Annotated in this window: 13 protein-coding genes; 2 read left to right on the top strand and 11 right to left on the bottom strand. The window is 49.0% G+C overall.

What is annotated here, in order from left to right; all coding sequences use genetic code 11:
* Positions 1-123: 123 nt before the first annotated feature.
* The 11 genes from gyrA to BSZ32_RS09050 form a co-directional block, all read right to left on the bottom strand.
* Positions 124-2,754 (bottom strand): DNA gyrase subunit A, encoded by a 2,631-nt coding sequence (gene gyrA, locus BSZ32_RS09100; RefSeq protein WP_105043142.1) that lies wholly within the window; start codon positions 2,752-2,754, stop codon positions 124-126.
* A 191-nt stretch (positions 2,755-2,945) separates the two neighbouring features.
* A complete protein-coding gene (gene gyrB / locus BSZ32_RS09095) occupies positions 2,946-5,501 on the bottom strand; it encodes a DNA topoisomerase (ATP-hydrolyzing) subunit B (RefSeq protein ID WP_105044814.1) in 2,556 nt (851 codons plus the stop codon).
* Positions 5,502-5,642: 141 nt separating this feature from the next.
* Positions 5,643-6,692: a ribonuclease D gene (locus BSZ32_RS09090; protein ID WP_105043141.1), complete on the bottom strand. Its 1,050-nt coding sequence runs from the start codon at positions 6,690-6,692 to the stop codon at positions 5,643-5,645.
* Between the two features lie 45 nt (positions 6,693-6,737).
* A complete protein-coding gene (gene rho / locus BSZ32_RS09085; protein WP_105043140.1) occupies positions 6,738-8,096 on the bottom strand; it encodes a transcription termination factor Rho in 1,359 nt (452 codons plus the stop codon).
* Complete coding sequence (gene coaE, locus BSZ32_RS09080) at positions 8,093-8,692, bottom strand: dephospho-CoA kinase (RefSeq protein ID WP_165788751.1); 600 nt, start codon at positions 8,690-8,692, stop codon at positions 8,093-8,095. The genes rho and coaE overlap by 4 nt, the downstream gene beginning before the upstream one ends.
* Positions 8,693-8,766: 74 nt before the next feature.
* Positions 8,767-10,242 carry a type II secretion system protein GspD gene (locus tag BSZ32_RS09075; protein ID WP_105043138.1) on the bottom strand — a complete coding sequence of 492 codons (1,476 nt, stop codon included), beginning with the start codon at positions 10,240-10,242 and terminating at the stop codon, positions 8,767-8,769.
* Entirely contained in the window at positions 10,224-11,330 is a 1,107-nt protein-coding gene (locus BSZ32_RS09070; RefSeq protein ID WP_105043137.1) for a tetratricopeptide repeat protein, read from the bottom strand. Before BSZ32_RS09070 ends, BSZ32_RS09075 begins: the two co-directional genes overlap by 19 nt.
* Positions 11,331-11,455: 125 nt before the next feature.
* The gene (locus BSZ32_RS09065) at positions 11,456-12,502 is read right to left on the bottom strand and encodes an Amuc_1099 family pilus-like system protein (protein WP_105043136.1); all 1,047 of its coding nucleotides are present in this window, start codon (positions 12,500-12,502) and stop codon (positions 11,456-11,458) included.
* Between the two features lie 17 nt (positions 12,503-12,519).
* Positions 12,520-13,638, bottom strand: coding sequence for an Amuc_1100 family pilus-like protein (locus BSZ32_RS09060; RefSeq protein WP_105043135.1), 1,119 nt, complete (start codon positions 13,636-13,638; stop codon positions 12,520-12,522).
* Between the two features lie 4 nt (positions 13,639-13,642).
* A complete protein-coding gene (gene mul2B / locus BSZ32_RS09055) occupies positions 13,643-15,478 on the bottom strand; it encodes an Amuc_1101 family PilM-like pilus complex protein (protein WP_105043134.1) in 1,836 nt (611 codons plus the stop codon).
* A 77-nt stretch (positions 15,479-15,555) separates the two neighbouring features.
* On the bottom strand, positions 15,556-16,188 hold the full coding sequence (locus tag BSZ32_RS09050) for an Amuc_1102 family pilus-like protein (RefSeq protein WP_105043133.1): 633 nt from the start codon (positions 16,186-16,188) through the stop codon (positions 15,556-15,558).
* 175 nt (positions 16,189-16,363) lie between these two features.
* Between BSZ32_RS09050 and proS the strand changes: the two genes are divergently transcribed.
* Both proS and BSZ32_RS09040 read left to right on the top strand, forming a co-directional pair.
* Positions 16,364-17,875, top strand: a complete 1,512-nt coding sequence (gene proS, locus BSZ32_RS09045; RefSeq protein ID WP_105043132.1) for a proline--tRNA ligase — start codon at positions 16,364-16,366, stop codon at positions 17,873-17,875.
* A 36-nt stretch (positions 17,876-17,911) separates the two neighbouring features.
* Positions 17,912-18,712, top strand: a complete 801-nt coding sequence (locus tag BSZ32_RS09040; protein WP_105043131.1) for an ATP-binding cassette domain-containing protein — start codon at positions 17,912-17,914, stop codon at positions 18,710-18,712.
* Positions 18,713-18,772 lie beyond the last annotated feature (60 nt).

The following is an 18,772-nucleotide window of genomic DNA, read 5'->3' as shown; positions in this document are numbered from 1 at the left end:
TTGTTAGCAGCTAAGAACTTTCCTTTCAATACACAAATATAGAGCCTGGCCTTCTCCCGTCATTTCACCTAAAAAAAAGCCCTGTAGGAAGAACCTACAGGGCTTGATTTTAAAAGATATTATCTATTCTTCTGAGCCACTCTCTTCTGGAGCGTCTTCGGTAGATTCAGCTGGAGCTTCCTCACCGTCGACGGCTTCATCTTCCAGAATCTCGTCCTCATCATCTGGGATGACGCGGGCTATATCAAGAAGTGTGACACCTGGCTTCATGCTCACTAGCTTGACACCTGAGGTGTTACGGCCAGCTTCGCGGATATCAGCACAGCGAATTCTGATAGATTGACCATCAGAGGTCATCAGCATCAGTTCGTCTTCTGGAAGTACCATGGAAGCACCGACGACATCGCCAGTTTTCTCATTGCACTTCATGGTGATGATTCCCTTACCAGCTCGCGTCTGAGCTCGGTAGTCGGAAAACGGAGAGCGCTTACCAATACCATTTTCGGAAGCGACTAGGAGTGTTCCTTCATCGTTCACAATTGCCATGCCGATGACATAGTCACCGTTGACAGGTTTGATACCACCGACACCAGCAGTTGCTCGGCCTTGAGCTCGTGCTTGGTCTTCCGTGAAGCGGAGGGAAAGCCCCCTGCGAGTAATCAGGATTACTTCGTCGTCACCCGATGTAAGACGCACATCGATGAGGGTGTTTCCTTCATCGAGCTTGATCGCGATGATGCCATCCTTGCGGTAGTTCTTGAAGTCAGCGAGCGCTGTCTTCTTGACCTTACCTGAACGAGTCGCGAACATGAGGAACTTGTCTTTCGCTGTAAGCGTGATGTCGTTGCCATCTTCGTCGAGCTGACGCTCGAGTCGCTGAGTGGCAGCCACTACTTCATCTGGACCGAGATTGAGAACACTCTTGATGCTGCGTCCTTTGGAGGAACGTGAACCTTCAGGAAGGCCATACACCCGCTCTACAAAGACACGACCAGTGTTAGTGAAGAACATTAGGTAATCATGCGCCTGCGCTGAGAAGAGGTGTTCGACAAAGTCTTTTTCGTCATTCTTGTTACGCGTCTCCATTCCTCTGACTCCCTTGCCTCCGCGAGCTTGGACTCGGTATTCGGCGCTTGGGGTGCGCTTGATCAGACCTTTGTTAGAAAGGGTCACGATCATGCCGTCATTGGCAATAAGATCTTCGATAGCAATCTCACCTTCGTCAGGAAGGATTGGGCAGCGACGTGGTGTTGCGTGTTTGTCTTTGATCAGCAGAAGTTCATCTTTAATGATAGCAAGAACGCGCGGCTCGGAACCAAGAATATCGAGGTAATCAGTAATTTCAGCAAGAAGCTTATCGTACTCAGCCTTGACCTTATCACGCTCCATACCAGTGAGCTGGTAGAGGCGCAGTTCGAGGATCGCGTTGACCTGGCGGTCAGTGAAGATGTACTGGCCGTCAATGATACTAGCCTGTTCGCGTAGAAGAATCCCTAGACTCTCGGCCGTCTTCTCTGGGAAGCTATATGCCTTGAGGCGGGTACGGGCTTCGTCACGGTTCCTGGAATCACGGATGACCTTGATGAAGTCATCAATGTGAGCGAGAGCTATCAAGAATGCTTCGAGATTCTCAGCACGTGCTTCTGCCTTATTGAGAAGGTAGCGGGTGCGGCGGATAATCACTTCACGGCGGTGTTCGATGAAGGCGTCAAGACAGTCGATGACTGACATCTGCTTCGGACGGCGCTCGTGAATCGCCAGCATGTTGACGCCGAAGGATGTCTCCATCGAAGTGAGCTTGAAGATCTGGTTCATCACCACCTGCGGACGAGCATCGCGCTTGAGAGTGATCTCAATGCGAGTCTGATCATCCGAAAGGTCACGCATACCAGAGATGTCGACGAGGATTTTCTCCCGAACAAGCTCTGCAATGCGTTGCTGGAGAATAGCGCGGTTCACACCGTGTGGCACCTGAGTGATTGTAAGGATCGCAATACCCGAAGCCTTTTCCTCGATCTCCATGGTACCGCGCATCTTGATGCTGCCACGTCCAGTGCGGAAGTAGCTGTCGATACCTTTGAACCCACGAATCTCACAGGCCCCAGCAAAGTCAGGGCCTTTGATGATCTTCTGCATATCCTCGATAGAAATCTGAGGATCGCCAATACGAGCACAGACACCGTCGATCACCTCGCCCATGTTATGAGCTGGAATATTGGTCGCCATACCCACCGCGATTCCTGTTCCACCATTGACTAACAAGTTAGGGATAGAAGCTGGAAGAACCACTGGTTCTTCACGTGTTTCATCGTAAGTGGGTCTCAAGTCAACCGTCTCTTTTTCGAGATCGATCATCATCGCAGCACCCATATGCGTGAGGCGGGCCTCAGTGTAACGCATCGCGGCCGCTGCATCGCCTTCCACGGAACCGAAGTTACCCTGGCCGTCGACCAGAGTCTCGCGCATGGTCCACGGCTGAGCCATGTTGACGAGCGTCGAGTAAATCGAGCTATCACCGTGTGGGTGGTACTTACCCATCGTGTCACCGACAATACGCGCACATTTTAGGTGCGCCTTGGCTGGTGAGAGCGATAGGTCATTGAGCATTGCGTAGAGGATGCGTCGCTGGGACGGCTTGAGGCCGTCACGCGCATCCGGCAATGCCCGAGAAATGATCACTGACATGGAGTACTCCAAGAAGGACTTGGACATCTCATCCGCCACATTGATCGGCTTAATTGAATCTATAGCCATAGTTTATTAGTTTATTAGTTCATTGGTCAACGGTCACTAGTCAATGGGCAGCTGCACTACCGATCGATTTAATATATACGTTGAGTCGTTTTTTAAGTTTTTCTATAAGGAAATAAATCTCCAGTTCATTGGTTTTGTTATTAGTTTTCTTCCAACTAATGACCAGTGACTATTGACTGATGACTACGTCTTTATACGTCGAGGTTTCTTACGTTAAGCGCGTTGTCTTCGATGAAGCGCTTGCGCGGTTCAACGATATCGCCCATCAGAACGTCGAACATTTTGTCGGCTTCGATCGCATTTTCTTCATCGAGGCGAACTCGGAGAAGCTGACGCGTGTTAGGATCCATTGTGGTGCTATAAAGCTCCTTGGCGTTCATTTCACCCAGTCCCTTAAATCGTTGGATACGCATTCCGCGACGACCAATTTCTAGCACAGTTTTGAGCAGCTCGAAAAGGTTGAATACGGGAACGGACTCGACATCATCTCCGTGACCTTCAACCAATTCAAAAAGTGGTTTATCGTCGGAGAAGAATGGCTCAGTCGGAACTCCAAGCTCTTGGATGCGCTCTAGAATTTTCTGGATCGCGTGTGCTTCGTGAAGTTCATGCTTCATTCCGCGACGTTGGATGCCATTGAATTTCTCTTTGAACTCAGCCTCTTCTTCCTCAGTAATCTCTTCACCAAACAGGCGGAGGTCACGGTTTTCAGCAGCAAAGGTCAGCAGCTCGCTTTCGGTGTGAATGTAGTGGATGGTCTCTTCGTTACCTTCCCGAACACGCACCATGAATTCTGCTAGATGACCGTCACAACGAGTATCTAACACGTCGCGGAAGTCACCACCGTGGCCTTCGAGAGCAGCGGTATATCCTTTGAGTTGCGCTAAGGAATCCAGAACACTACGCAGGACGTCAGCATCAGTCACTGCGTCTTTACCATTTTTCACTAGGCGAACATCTTCAGAGCCTAGCTCGATCAAAATCTTGTTCAGAGCATCATCGTCAGCGACGTATTCTTCACGCTTTTTACGGGTAATTTTGTACAATGGTGGCTGGGCTATGTAGAGGTATCCAGTCTTCACGAGGTCAGCCATATGACGGCAGAAGAATGTCAGAAGCAGCGTACGAATGTGAGACCCATCAACGTCGGCATCGGTCATGATGATGACTTTATGGTAGCGAACCTTCTCGATATTGAAGGCACCTTCTTGCTCACCTTCGCCGATTCCAGCACCGATCGCAGTGATCATTGCCTGAATTTCTCGATTCTGCAGAGCTCTGTGAAGTCGTGCTTTCTCAACGTTGATCACCTTACCTCGTAGGGGAAGGATCGCTTGAGTGAGGCGATTTCGGCCAGATTTTGCCGAACCACCCGCGGAGTCTCCTTCCACAATATAGATCTCAGATTTTGCCGGGTCGCGTTCGGAGCAATCCGCTAGCTTTCCGGGAAGTCCACCGCCGGACATCACTGACTTTCGCACAGTTTCACGCGCCTTACGTGCTGCTTCACGCGCACGGGATGCGTTGACAGCCTTGTCGATAATCTGCTTTGCGAGGTTGGGATTCTCTTCGAAATAATCCTGCAGCCCTTCGTAAACAATCGAGCCGACCACACCTTCGATTTCGGCATTAACCAGCTTGTCCTTGGTCTGTGAGCTGAATCGCGGGTTTGGCATTTTCACGCTGATCACGCAGATGATACCTTCGCGGACATCATCACCAGAAAGCGATGGATCTTTATCCTTGAGTAGCTTATTCGCTTTCGCGTACTGGTTGATAGAGCGTGTTAGAGATCCACGGAAACCTGTGAGGTGGGCACCACCATCCGCGTTCGGAATGGAGTTAGCATAACACAAAATGTTATCCTGATAGCTGTCGTTGTACTGGAATACCACGTCTACAAAGACGTCGTCCTGCACCACCTTACCGTCGTAGTCGACCTCGACTTTTCGTTTACCTCTGATAATGACTGGAGACTCATGCACGGTTGTCTTGTTCTCACCGAGCTGAGTGACGAATTCTTCGATACCCTTCGCGTAGTAGAACGTTTCCTTCTTACGGCTCTCTAGACGCTCGTCCTCGAGAATGATTGTGAGTCCAGGATTGAGGAATGTGAGTTCACGCAGGCGTGTCGCCAATCGGTCAAATTCAAATTGGATCGTATCAACAAAGATTGTCGCGTCTGGGAAGAATGTCACCTTAGTGCCAGTCTTTCCGGACGGGGCTTCTCCAATAACTTCGAGCGGCTGCACTGTCTTGCCTCGCTCGAAAGTGATCTGGTGCACCTTGCCTTGGCGCGTGACCTCGGCTTTGAACCAATCAGAAAGAGCATTCACACACTTCGCACCAACACCGTGGAGGCCTCCAGAGTATTTGTAAGCACCTTGGCCAAACTTACCACCAGCGTGGAGGCTGGTGAGTACTAGCTCGATCGCAGGAATTCCGAACTTAGGGTGGATATCCACAGGGATACCACGGCCATCATCGGAAACAGATAACGAGCCATCTACGTGAATAGAGACATTGATGATTTCGCAATAACCCGCGAGGTGTTCATCAATAGAGTTATCTAGAACTTCAAAAACACAGTGGTGGAGGCCTCGAATATCGGGATCACCGATATACATACCAGGACGCTTACGGACGGCCTCTAAGCCCTCCAACTTGTCGATCTGGGCGGCTCCATATTCCTGTTCACCGGAAACATTTGTATCAGCCTCTTCGGGCTCAATAGGTGTATCAGACATGAGTTCGACGAAGGTATAATTTCCACCCGACAAGACAAGGAATAACGCCTCTAATTTGAAGTTTTTTTTAGCTCCTGTGGCGCGCACAAAAAAGCCTCCAACACAAAGGTGCTGAAGGCCATGAAAGGTCGTCTTCTACGACTACAAATCAAGCAGTTCACATTGCCAGCGCATCAGTACAGCTGAAGGCTCTACTTCGTTCGCTGAAATGGCTTCGATCGACGCTTTTGAGATCACCAAGGAAGCCTCAATATCCAACTCTGCAGCCGCCGCATCTCGCTTCCTGGAAAGAGCATCACAGCGCCCCTCGAAAGCGTCATCTTTCACGCGACGCTTCTCGCCACGTACGCGCTTCGGCCACATATTTTCAGGAACTTTTTTTGCCTCATCAATGGCAGCATAAAAGTTCTTTCGGCGTGAGCTCCTAAAATACTTAGGCAAGGTAATTTCTTTGCCATCACAGACATCACTGACCCATGAGACAATTTGCTTGTTACCGCAAACCATGAATGGAGGTTTATTCCATTCACTCGCCTCAGCATCACGCCAGTACCACAGAGCTCTGAGGTACAAAAGTCCGTGCGGCTTGAGCTTTCCAGCTCCTTGGATGCGCCATGGATCTTCTTTTACCTGAGGGCGCTCAAGCACCTTAGCCTTCGCTTGATGGCAGCTTTCTACAAACCACTCATAGCGGCCTTTTTGCTGAAGTTGCTCAAGCAACATATCCACCATCGGTTTGAGGTAAAATACGTCATTGATGGCGTACTCAGCCATTTTTTCAGTGAGGGGACGCATTGACCAGTCGGCCTTTTGCGATGCCTTTGATAGCTCGACTCCGAGAAAGTGCTCCACCAGATTGGCATAGCCAAATTTACGCACACCGAGTAATCGCGCCGCAATCTGCGTATCCCAGACAACTGGAGGAATTGTATCGAGATCACGCCTCATCAGCGTGATGTCGTAGTCAGCTCCATGCATCCAGAGCTCAGAGGTTTTGAGTAAATCCGTGAGTGGGCTAAGATCTTCAATTGCGAGCGGATCTATCAGCACATGTTTTTCTCCATCACTGTACTGAAGTAGGCAAAGCTTCTCGTGGTAACAGTGCAGGCTATCAGCTTCTGTATCTAGCGCATGAAATTCTCGATTACAGCTATCTAAGAATTCTGCTAATTCTTGAGTGGTTTGAATCATATAATTTTTCTATATTATCAAGAGTGTTACGATCTATTTAGCAAATTATAAGCCCTTCAACAACAACTCAGTATTGTTCTGAGTCTTATCCAAAGCCTTCAATAAGGTCATGATTGAGTCACCTACAGGCAGAGCTGCCAAGACTCGACGAATTTCTAAGACGGCGCGCATTTCATCTGGGTGATAGAGTCGATCATCATTTCGAGTTCCACTCTGCGGGATATGGATCGCTGGGTAGATTCGGCGTTCGGCCAAATCCTGATCCAGCCTGATCTCCATATTTCCAGTTCCTTTAAATTCTTCAAAAATAACTTCATCCATGCGGCTCTCAGTCTCGACGAGTGCCGTTGCTAGGATCGTCAGGCTTCCACCTTCTGCAACATTCCGTGCAGCTCCGAAGAACTTACGGGACTTCTGAAGCGCCGCCGGGTTTATACCCCCACTACCGATGGGGCCACCGCTCTGAGCATTGTTATGACCTCGAGCGAGTCTTGTGAGGGAGTCGAGCAAAAGAACAACATCCTTACCAAGTTCAACAAGCCGCTTTGCACGCTCTAGCACTAAGTCTGCCACTTGCGCGTGACGGCGAGCTGGCTCGTCAAATGTGGAACTAAAAATATGCGCATCCACAGTTTCTTCGAAGTCAGTCACCTCCTCAGGACGCTCGTCCAGAAGGAGAATAATCAATTCGATTTCGGGATGGTTTGCTTTAACTGATTTTGCAATTTGCTTGAGCAAAATAGTTTTACCTCCACGCGGAGGGGCAACAATCAAGCCGCGTTGACCTTTTCCTAGTGGAGCAACGAGATCAACTAAGCGGACACCCAATCCACCTTCTTTCCCGTTTTCCAGAATGATTCGCTCATTCGGGAACATCGGTGTCAACTTATCGAAATCTTTTGGTTTTAAATAATCTCCGACTGCGAGCCCCTCGATCTCGAGAATCTCCATTGCTGAGAGGTATTTATCACGCCCACGAGGAGCACGCATGCGCACCTTGATACGCTGACCCACTAAAAGTCCGTGATTACGGATAAGCTCACCACCTATATAGAGATCGTCTGGTGAGGTTTTGAAAGAACGGATCGGATCACGCAACATCGCGTAGTTGTCCTTGGCCTGCTCCATGTAACCTTCACCTTCCAGCACTGAACCATGCTTCGCGTAGAAGCTCAAAATATCAAAAATGAGTTGGCTTTTAGTTGCCGTTGGCTGTGAGCGCACAGGCAAGGACTCGATTATATCGTGGAGCTCAGCCAAGGGCTTCACGCGGAATTCATTCACACAAATAAATTCAGGAACCACAATAGGTTCTTCCTTTGCCACCTCTGGGGTCGGCTGAGATTGTTGCACTAACTCCTCCGGAGCCGGCTCATCTTCTGCTGATTGATTTTCTTCACTCATCGGTAATTATTTTCTATAAATCGTTTTAGCTGTGCTTCTAACACATATTTAGGCCCCTCATTCCAGAACACAACGTCGGCACACTTCTCCTTATGAGAAATGGGAAGTTGCGCCTCAAGAATGGCATGGACAGTCGCGACATCGAATCCGCTTCTCATCATCAGTCGCTGCTCTTGCGTCTCGCGCGATACAGTGACCACCAGATTTGCATCCTGACCGAAGTCAAAGGCTCCTTCAAACAAAAGGGGCACGTCTGCAATGAACGATGTCGTCCCAATGGTTTTAGACGCGATTTCCAAACTGACAAGACATTCTTTTCTCACCAAGGGGTGAATCAAATTCTGAATCTCCCGTCTAAGCTCAGGTTCTGCAAACATTCGTTCGCGCAGATAGGCTCGATTCAACTCGGCATTTTCCAAATATGCAGACTCTCCTACGAGTCTCACCAAAGCAGCTGCAACATCGGCCCTCTGATAGAGTTCTGCCACACATTGGTCCGCATCAAAAATAACAATGTGTGGATCGAGGGAGCGTAAAATCTCCACACAAGTTGACTTACCTGTAGCGATCCCGCCCGTCAGTCCAAGTACACGCATTGTCATACATAAAAGAAGCGGGGCAGCCACATAGTGCTACCCCGCTTGTAAATCAATCAATGAATTTTGCTGAATTAATTCAGTGGGGGAAGCACGCCACCACCACTTGTTGAATTAAATTCAGTAGGCTCCCCCATTGAGTTACGCACTGACCGACCAGTGGCATCAATGACATTCACTGACACAAAGATGATAAGGTTACTCTTGGTGTGATTTTCAGCATTAGACTGGAAGAGACGCCCGATGAGAGGAAGGTCACCAAGTATAGGCACTTTATCTTCTACGGTCTGCACTTCTTCACGCATCAATCCACCAACTGCCACAGTGTGACCATCGTAGATTGTGAGGCCTGTGTTTACCTTACGCGTAGAGAATACTGGCATTTCGATGCGGTTTTCAGTAATGGTAATAATCACTGGGTTACCGAGAGCATCTGTTGCCGTACTCTGAATCGGTGATCCATAGTTGATGAAGCCTTCGAAATCAACAATCTCAGGAGCGAAACGCAGATCGATGGTGTAATCATTATCACCGAGAGTAGGCTCCACTTCGAGAGTCACACCAGTGTTACGAGTTTCGAACGCAGTCGGAGTAGCTGGAGTCACAGGGAAGACGTTAGCTTGCACCACAACACCACCATTACCACCACCATTACCACCACCACCAGTGGAATTCGGAAGCTGAGGTGGTTCGTACTCAGTAGGGTAGATAAACTCACGGATGATCTCGATAGTCGCTGTCTGACCAGATTTAGCAACAATGCTAGGAGCTGTCATTATGTCAGATCCTTTCTTCTGAGAGAGTCCGCGCATAATCATTTGGAACTGACCATCAGTAAAAAGACCTGTCAAAGACATTATACCTGGAGCTATTGAAGTGTCTTGTGCGCCACGGTCAGGATTATTCAGGAATGAATCAATACTATCACGTGTGATCGCGTAGTCACCGCTACGGTTACCACCAGAGACAATGTTTCGCACCCCAGTTGCTGGATCAACTGGGAGGCCGGGAACATTAACTCCATTCACTGGGTTAGCGAAGTCACTACCATTGCGTGGAGCTCCGTTACCGTTAGTACCACCACCAAGGAAGGTAGTTGCAGCACTATTCAATGGAGTTTGCGAAAGGATCCAGTCAAAACTAAGCTCTTCTGTGTTTTCTTGATTGATTTCCACAAACTTAGTAGACATGCGGATCTGCTTTGGCAGCTGATCTTTAATCCCATTTACCAAGGACTCGATCATATCGAGGTTATTTGCAGTGTTACGCACACTGAGTACGGAACGCGCTTTGGAGAAACTCGCGGTCGACCCCTCTGGGAATACCACACCAGAATCAGTGAGTAGATCTTTCACTGGACGAGTCGGAGCGAGAGCGCCGCCACCGCCACCGTCATCATCTCCAAACGGATCGTCGCTAGCACCACCACCGCCAGTACCGCCAGCGCTCATAAGCGACAAGAAATCTGGCGGCACAGTGAATAAGCGCGTGTAGAGTTCTGTGTCATCAAAGTCTGTCGCGGGGAGGAGAACTACAGCATAGTCTTCCACCTTGTAACGGAGTTAGTCACATCACAGATCTGCTTCACAACTACCTCGAGAGGTACGTTGCGCAACTGAAGTGAACTGATAGTCTGGGAGCCTAGCTTAGCCGTTCCACCGAACTCACCGGCTTCAGCATCTCCATCAGCATCAATCACAGCAGGCGTGCGAACAACGAAGTTCACACCCCTCTTCGATGGCACGAGCTCAATTGTATCGAGTTCACGAGCGCGCAGGCGCAAGATATCGATAGCTTGATCAACCGTAACATCCTGAAAATCGACTACAGGAAGAATGATATTCTGGAGCTTCCGGCGGATGTACAGAGCACCAGTCACATCAACTATCGTTGGGTTCACGCTAGCCTCAGAGAAGTTTACGTTCGGTGCAACTGCGATCTCCCACGCTTTATCAACTTCCATCAGAAGCTCAGCACGAGTATGATCGTATGCAGCACGGTAGTAATCAGACTTTACGTCCGCAATTTTTTCCATGCCACGGCGCGCCGCTTCGTTGTAGCGGTCAACGCGAAGAATTTCTTTGTACTCTTCCTTGGCTTCATCGTACTTACCTAGATCACGATAACCTTGTGCACGGTAGAGTTGCTTACGCACCTTCTCAGAATCCTGAGTGTGTTCGTAAGTGAGTGCTGGGTTGGTACGAATTGGGTCATCTAGGTATTCTAACTGCTGTTTCGCTGCCACATTGAGCGGATCTTTAGCTATGACGTCTGAAAGAGTCTGGCGCGCATCAGCGTAACGGCCCACACGACGATAGGTCTGACTGAGTGCAATAGAGCCATCTACTAGATGACCAGTGTAGGCGTGACGTCGGTCAGCTACTACTGGACCTGAAGGTAGCAGGTTGATTGCTTTGCGGTATTCCGCGACAGCTTCTTCAAACTTGCCTTCAGCGTAAAGCTTTCGGCCGTCAAGTAGGGCTGCATCCGCTTCTTGCACTTGTGCAGCACGACGGGCGATCTCTTGTTGAACAAGGGAATCAGCGTGTGCTACATGGGATGCTAGCGGCATAACTGCAGCCGCCGCCATAAGGATGGCAGCAGTGCGACTGTAACGATGCGTAGGTATTTTTTCCATGATTGGTGTGTAGGTTCTTCTAATTTAGGGGGGCTTGTGAAGCTCTTTTTTCAGAAACTTTCAATTTCTGTGAAAATTTTTATTAATTTAATTTTTATCTTTGCCTGATTCACTAACAGTGGATGCTATTTTTTCTTATGAACAATAAGAGTTTTAGCCTCTAACCCACCATCGAAACGCCAAACAATTTCGACAGTGAACACGTCGGCCTGTCCAACAATTGGTTCGATTTTTGTGACCTGATAGGGGCCATTCTTCGCCTTTGGGTCATAGGGGAGCGAAAATTTCTCGAGTTCCTTGACCACAAAACTGGATCCTTCTTGGCCGAGAGCGTGCAAAGTTAGGGTCACTGAGCGATCTTGGATTTCGTTGAAGCCTCCAGTTTTTGGACCGCTGCGGAACAAAGTGAAGTTCTGCTTAGCTGTGCCTTTGAAGCGCGGCGTGGTATCTTCTACTTCGTAAGTATCCTGCTCACGTCCGTTAGGACCAGCCTTTTTGGCAGATCCAGATGCGAGCACGAAACGATTATTGGGATCCATTCCTTCTTTAACAAAGAACGAAGCCCCATGTTTTACACGCTCACTGAAAGTGCGAGTGGGCTTGGTGTCTTGGTAGTAAATCGTGATAGAGCTCTCGTCAAAGGAGCTCCAGCGCATCTGCATCTTGAAAACATCCACGCTTTCACCAACAATTTTAACCAGCGGGGATGGGTACGAAGCCTTATCTGTTGGATCCGTCTGCGCATCGAACTCTTCACGGTTAGTAAAACCATCCTTATCTTGATCGCGCTCGGGCGCATTCGCAAAACTTAGATCAATACTGTGCTCGCGCCACCACTTATTAGTGATACCTTTATGAACGTTTGGACCCTCATAAATATCAACTGGGTCAAGGGATCCATCAGCCATGTAGAGTGGCTGACCTACGAATAAATCAACCTCACGTCCATCAATTAATTTCGGACGAATTTCAGCTGATTTCTCACGAGCTTCTAACACCGCAGCCATCTCCGCGAGTAACTCCTCACCAGGACTATTGTCAATATCCGCCGGTAGAGCTTTAGCACTAGGCCCCCCGTCTTCACCGAGGAAACTCGTGGCCACGACGCCAACCAATATAGCTGCTGCTCCACCGAGCGCCGCCTTTTCATAATTTTCTTTTAGCCAAGACATTTTTCTAAAAAGTAAGGTTAGCTAGCTGAGCTAGATTGTTCAATTTTTGCCTTTTCTTCAAGCTCTTCAAGCTCTTCAAGCTCATCAAGAGTCAGCACAAACGACTGATTCAATAAGATTAGATCAAGCTTGAGGAAGACATTCACCTTTTCATCACCAAGAACTGGCTTCAACAGGTGCGTATCATCACTATCGGAGCCTACCATCGGCACATCGGCCGCGGCTGGAACTGGAGCTCCAGCATCCTCAGCAGCGGCAGCTCCATCTCCCTCAGCGCCATCATCATCGATGAGGAAATCAGCAGCAAAACCAAAGGCATCATTAGCACCCGCCGCAGGAGCTGCTGACTCAAACTTCGCATCACCTTGCGTAGGTGGAGTCATGCGCTCATTCTGTATACGTATGGAGCGAATAACGAATGGGTACTTATCCGTGTTAGCTATATCTTCCAGGAAATTTGAGAGCCCTTTCTCATCGGATCGGAATGACAACTCAAGCGGCATGACATAGTATGCAGGCTCTTTCACAACAGCCTTTACGTTTTTGCCCTTTTTGCCCTTTTTGGCTTTTCCGGCAGATACTGGTGCCGACTCTAAATCAAATTTAGCGCGCACTACATTCAATAGCGCTTCGGGCTCATTGCTCGCCAACTTGGCAAACAACCACTCCATCGCTTTGATCTGATAACTTAGCTCACCCGTAGCTTCGAAACGAGGAAACTTATTAGCGTAAGTCTCAAAACCGTAGACACATTGATCTGGCAACTCGACTTCATTCTTCTTAAATTTCTTATTTAAGCGGTTGCGGTAGCTACTCACGATTGCACTGAACTTATCTGACGCAAAGTCTTCAACCTCTTCAGCTTTCGGGCGATATGCCGCGAATTGACGTTGCAGGTCACTTGCACCTTTTTCGTAATCGTTCACAGTCGATTGCTTTTGCTCCAAATTTTCTCTATTTGGAAAGGGCTGCACACTCTGAATACTCTTCTCATTCCTGAGAGCTTTCTTCAATTTTGCCTGTGCAGAAGCGATATCATCGCCTTTCCCCATCGCTAGGGAAATGAGTGCGATTGAACCAACTGCGGTGACCCCTGCTAGAGCGGCCGTAAATTTATTTTCCTGTATCCAGCTCATGGTTTTATCGGAGAGGTAATGGTTTCTTAAGTGGTATGGTCACTGTGAATGTTGCCGCAAAATCGCCTTCCTTCAGCATACTCTCAGTTTCGGAGTATTCAGAAGCTGTGAGTGTTCTTGTTACTGGCCTATTGCCACTTTTATCTTCAACTTCAAGAGTGAAAAAATGTGATTCGGATGTAAGCATCTTAACGAGATCGTTCACCCGTGATGCGCCACCAAATCCACGCCAGAGACCCTTGATTCTGACAGCGTTTATTTCAGGTGCCACATAATTCCTATTCGGTCGATTTCGTGCCAAAAACTCAGGCTCATCCAGCTTTGGCTCAATCACCCCAGAGACGCCATACTGTAAATCAGCAAAATCGCCACGAACGGCTTCCTCAGCGGGCTTCTCGCTACCCACTTGATAGTTAATCAAAGGGCTCACATCTGTAACCCAAACATGAGTATGACCAAAGCGTTGCTTAAGATCATCAACCACTTCCAGCCAATATCTTTGTCCGTAATGCGCCTGCACAAATTGATCAGAAAACTCCTGAATTACTGCCTCTCGCTTGACTTCGTCTTCTATCGGTTCAGCAAAGTCATTGAGTCCGTCAATGCGCTCGCTTACAATTTTAAGCTTACGTTCAGCATCACCCGCTTTCATCGAGTTAGAGTTATACAAAGTAGCAAACGCAGCCAAAGTAACAGCGGCGGCGCCAATCAAAAATGGACGGCGGCGAGTCTCATCACGTTCGCTCTGAACCACTTCAGGAACTAAATCAATACTTACTAGAGCGCTATCGATAGAGCGTAGTGCCACACCTACAAGCTCACCAAGCTGGTGCGCCTGTGCGGACACCTTATCCACGTCAATTTCTTGGCCTACTGAAATTCGCTTAAGTGGGTTGAAATACTCCACTGGCAAACGAAGCTTCTGCTGGAAGAAATCTCCAACTCGAGGGAGGTTAGATCCACCTCCGGCGAGGAAGACTCGCGTAGGAGCGCTGCCGCCATGCTGGCTACGGTAGAAATTGGTGGTCCGCGCGATTTCCGCGGGCATACGATTGAGAGAAGTACGAATACAGGATGCCAGCGCTCCAGTGAGCTCATCCATGCTTGATGTATGCCGCGTATCGAGAGCAACCATGCCGTTAGACACCTTTTGAGACTCGGCCTCGATGTATGGCACATTATACTCCTTAGAAATAGCGCTAGTGATCGCAGCTCCGCCGATAGCGATACTCCGGGTAAACACACGCTTACCTTCCACATAAATAAGATTACTAGTACGTGCTCCGATGTCGATCAATAGGCTAGTCTCTCCAATGTCTCCGTAGTTATAAAGAAATGCATTGGCTAGAGCCATTGGCGCGGTGTCTACATCTCCAGTCTTAAGACCCGAGTCAGTAACACAGTCATTGAGTTCATCCAGAGCATCCCCTTTGATAGCGACGAGAACGACCTCACGTTCAGAGCCTGGTGACTCGAGTAACTGCCAATCCCAGATCACTTCATTGATAGGAAATGGTACATGCTGCTGAGCCTCGAATGCGACCAACTGCTCGAGGTCATCGTCCTCCAGCATCGGCAACTTCACAAAGCGCGTGAAGACCGATTGACCTGAAATTGCGTAATCGACCTTATCCTTATTCAGGCCTAACTTACTAGCTAGCTCGCTCACTGCCAATCGCACCTGTGGAAGACGTGTCATTTCGGCAGATGGATCAGCAAGAATTCCTGTCGTCTCGTAGGCCTTTAGGATCAAGCCTCCGTTCTTAGAACGAGAGAAATGCCCCATACTCACTGTCTGTGAGCCAATATTGAGTGTTATAATAGACTGTGGATCAGCCATAATTGTATAATTATTTTAAAAGTGTATCCTCTAGGACTCACGAAAACGAAGTGAGCCCATCCAAAAATTAATTCCGCCTAGCGACGTTCAGGCTTGATTTCAGCATAACGATCCCACCACAAAAACTTGAAGGGTGTTTCGTTCTTATTCAAGAGAGGGATGCTGTCGTTTCGAGAAAGCTTACTGCTGACCCACCAGCCAATTTTACCTTTAGAGGTAAAGTAACGACCCTTGTTAATCTTCAGCGAAGTCCCATTCACTAAAATCTCACCCCCAACGTGGCTCACTACTCTTTTGCTAGCGCGCTCACTACCACTAATTCTCATGATGGCTGATGGAGACAAATAAACTGAAGAGTGGACATCCTCGCCAACAGGAACATTCACATACTCCACTTCCTTCTCTAGCATTGCGTAGCCTGCCCCAGTTGGATTCTCTATCGCCACATACCATTTCACAGTCACACTATCTACATACTTTTGTTTATAGGTCTTTGGCATCTCCACCCGAAACTTCACCTCAGCCTCAAGCCAATCTTTGGGCTTCCATTTCTTAAACCCAGTATTGCCGCCTAACTCTGGCGACACTATGTTATTAAATTGAGGGTCCGACGCTTCCACTCTCCCTGCTTGAGCATTCACGGGCGCAGCCATGGAAAGAGCTAAAAGTGCGGCTGTTGAAAACAGCATTTTGAGTTTGGATTTTTTCATAGGTAAATAGGACTTCCCTTAGAACTAACGGAGCCGAACCCCACTTGGCGAGGATAAATATACAAAAACATGAAAGATCTGGTCAGATGAATCATTATTGATATCTCGCGATAATTCAAATTCGGCTCCATCCACCCTTGCGAAAATGTAATTCCAACGCTAAACCATCCTCTATATGGCTAAGCAAGCGAAAACAGCGATACAACCAACGCGCTCAGAAGACTTCCCAGAATGGTACCAGCAAGTTATCAAAGGTGCTGACCTAGCTGAGAACTCAGAAACGCGTGGATGCATGATCATCAAGCCTTGGGGCTACGCACTCTGGGAAAACATCCAGCAGCAGCTTGATAAATATTTTAAGCAAACTGGCCACCAGAACGCCTACTTCCCACTCCTCATCCCACTTTCCCACTTTGAAAAAGAAGCAGAATGCGCGGAGGGCTTTGCCACAGAATGCGCCGTGGTCACACACCACCGCTTAGAAGCGATCAAGCAAGATGATGGCACCACAAAAATGGAGCCAGCCGGCAAACTCACTGAGCCATACGTCATCCGCCCGACCTCTGAGACTATCATCGGAGCCGCTTTCTCACGTTGGACCGAATCCTACCGCGATCTCCCACTCCTCATCAACCAATGGGCAAACGTCATGCGCTGGGAAATGCGCACCCGCATGTTCCTTCGCACAGCAGAATTCCTTTGGCAAGAAGGCCACACTGCCCACGAGACGAAACAGGAAGCCCTCGATGAAACCCGTCAAATGCATGCCATTTACGAAAAATTCCTTCGCGAGCATCTCGCCATCCCAACTATCCCAGGTGAAAAATCAGAAGCCGAGCGCTTCCCCGGTGCAGACATGACCCTCACCGTCGAAGCGATGGTGCAGGATAAAAAAGCAATCCAAGCTGGCACCTCCCATTTCCTCGGACAAAACTTCTCCAAGGTTCAAGACATCTCTTTCACTGGCCGCGACGGCTCCACCCAGCACGCATGGACCACCTCTTGGGGCGTCTCCACACGCCTGATAGGCACACTCATCATGGCACACTCTGATGACGACGGACTCATCATGCCTCCACGTGTAGCCTCCCAACAAATCGTCATCATCCCGGTCACTCCGAAAGAAGACACCCGCGATGCAGTCATCGACGCCTGTGAAGCCCTTGCTCAAACTTTACGCAGCAAAGACTTCCACGGTGAGCCTCTCAGAGTTCTCGTCGACAAGCGCGACATTCGCGGGAAAAAGTGGGAGTGGGTCAAGAAAGGCGCGCCCATCCGCATCGAAATCGGACCACGCGATCTAGAGAGCCGCAAAGTCTGCCTCCAAAGACGCGATCAGCCATCTAACGAGAAAGCATTCCTAGCCAAAGAAGAGTTCTTACAAAATGTAGAGAGCACCCTACAGGAGATTCAAGACACACTGCTCGAACGCGCCGCAACATTCCGCGACGCTAACACACAGGACTGCTCAGACCCAGCGACCTTTGAAAAACACTGGAGCTGCGAATCCCCAGGCTGGCTCGTCACCCCTTGGGCTGGCACCACAGAGGAAGAGGAAACTCTCAGCAAGAAGCACAAAATCGCCATCCGCTGTCTCCCACTCGATCAGCAAGACGGAGAAGAATCACCTTGTATCCTCACTGGCAAACCGACCAAAACCCGCGCCATTTGGGGACGTAGTTACTAATAGCGCCACCCCTAATAACTAAAACCCAACTCACCCATGCTCGAACTCAAGGACGTAAAAACGCATTTCCCAATCAAAAAAGGCCTCATCTTCACTAAACAGGTGGATACGGTCAAAGCGGTGAATGGCGTCACGCTCTCCATTGCTGACGGCGAAATTCTTGGGCTTGTTGGTGAATCCGGCTGCGGGAAATCTACTCTATCCCGCACCATCATGCAGCTCATCCCCGCTACCGAAGGAGAGATCACACTGGAAGACATCAATCTCACCAGCCTCCGGAAAAACGAAGTGCGTAAGCACCGCCTCGATTTTCAAATGATCTTCCAAGACCCATACGCCTCGCTCAACCCGCGCATGACAGTCTTCTCCACCCTTTCTGAGGCCATCACCCAACGCCACCCTAAACTCAGGAAAAACAAGACGAAGCTCACTGAGGCCGTCATAACGCTAATGGAGCGCTGTGGACTCGACCCCTCATTCATGCAGAAGTACCCGCATGAATTTTCTGGCGGCCAACGTCAAAGAATCGCCATCGCCCGAGCTCTCGCCCCAGAGCCAAAACTCATTATCGCTGACGAGCCAGTCTCAGCACTGGACGTCTCTATTCAATCGCAGATACTCAACCTCCTGTTAGACTTGCGACGAGATCTCAACCTCACGATGATCTTCATCTCACACGACCTTTCGGTAGTACGGTATTTAGCAGATAACATCGCTGTCATGCACAAGGGAGAAATCGTCGAATACGGTGATTCGGAGCGCGTCTTCAACCAACCTGAGCACGCCTACACCAAGCGGCTACTAGAAGCCATACCCCACCTCCTAACTGAGGCTTAAGCCCCCTCCCCCTAAACACAAAAACCCCACCATCATTCACAATGGTGAGGCCTAAAAAGT

The sequence above is a fragment of the Rubritalea profundi genome, from assembly GCF_002954445.1.
GTDB lineage: Bacteria > Verrucomicrobiota > Verrucomicrobiia > Verrucomicrobiales > Akkermansiaceae > Rubritalea > Rubritalea profundi.
The sequence above is the reverse complement of the archived record's forward strand: the minus strand, read 5'-3'. Positions and strand labels throughout refer to the sequence as shown.

Bases quoted from the DNA above. Each gene is read 5' to 3' on its own strand.
- BSZ32_RS09050 (WP_105043133.1), bottom strand. From the start codon at position 16,188: ATGAAAAAATCCAAACTCAAAATGCTGTTTTCAACAGCCGCACTTTTA.
- BSZ32_RS09040 (WP_105043131.1), top strand. From the start codon at position 17,912: ATGCTCGAACTCAAGGACGTAAAAACGCATTTCCCAATCAAAAAAGGC.
- BSZ32_RS09090 (WP_105043141.1), bottom strand. From the start codon at position 6,692: ATGATTCAAACCACTCAAGAATTAGCAGAATTCTTAGATAGCTGTAAT.
- coaE (WP_165788751.1), bottom strand. From the start codon at position 8,692: ATGCGTGTACTTGGACTGACGGGCGGGATCGCTACAGGTAAGTCAACT.
- proS (WP_105043132.1), top strand. From the start codon at position 16,364: ATGGCTAAGCAAGCGAAAACAGCGATACAACCAACGCGCTCAGAAGAC.
- rho (WP_105043140.1), bottom strand. From the start codon at position 8,096: ATGAGTGAAGAAAATCAATCAGCAGAAGATGAGCCGGCTCCGGAGGAG.
- gyrA (WP_105043142.1), bottom strand. From the start codon at position 2,754: ATGGCTATAGATTCAATTAAGCCGATCAATGTGGCGGATGAGATGTCC.
- BSZ32_RS09065 (WP_105043136.1), bottom strand. From the start codon at position 12,502: ATGTCTTGGCTAAAAGAAAATTATGAAAAGGCGGCGCTCGGTGGAGCA.
- BSZ32_RS09070 (WP_105043137.1), bottom strand. From the start codon at position 11,330: ATGGAAAAAATACCTACGCATCGTTACAGTCGCACTGCTGCCATCCTT.
- gyrB (WP_105044814.1), bottom strand. From the start codon at position 5,501: ATGTCTGATACACCTATTGAGCCCGAAGAGGCTGATACAAATGTTTCC.
- BSZ32_RS09060 (WP_105043135.1), bottom strand. From the start codon at position 13,638: ATGAGCTGGATACAGGAAAATAAATTTACGGCCGCTCTAGCAGGGGTC.
- mul2B (WP_105043134.1), bottom strand. From the start codon at position 15,478: ATGGCTGATCCACAGTCTATTATAACACTCAATATTGGCTCACAGACA.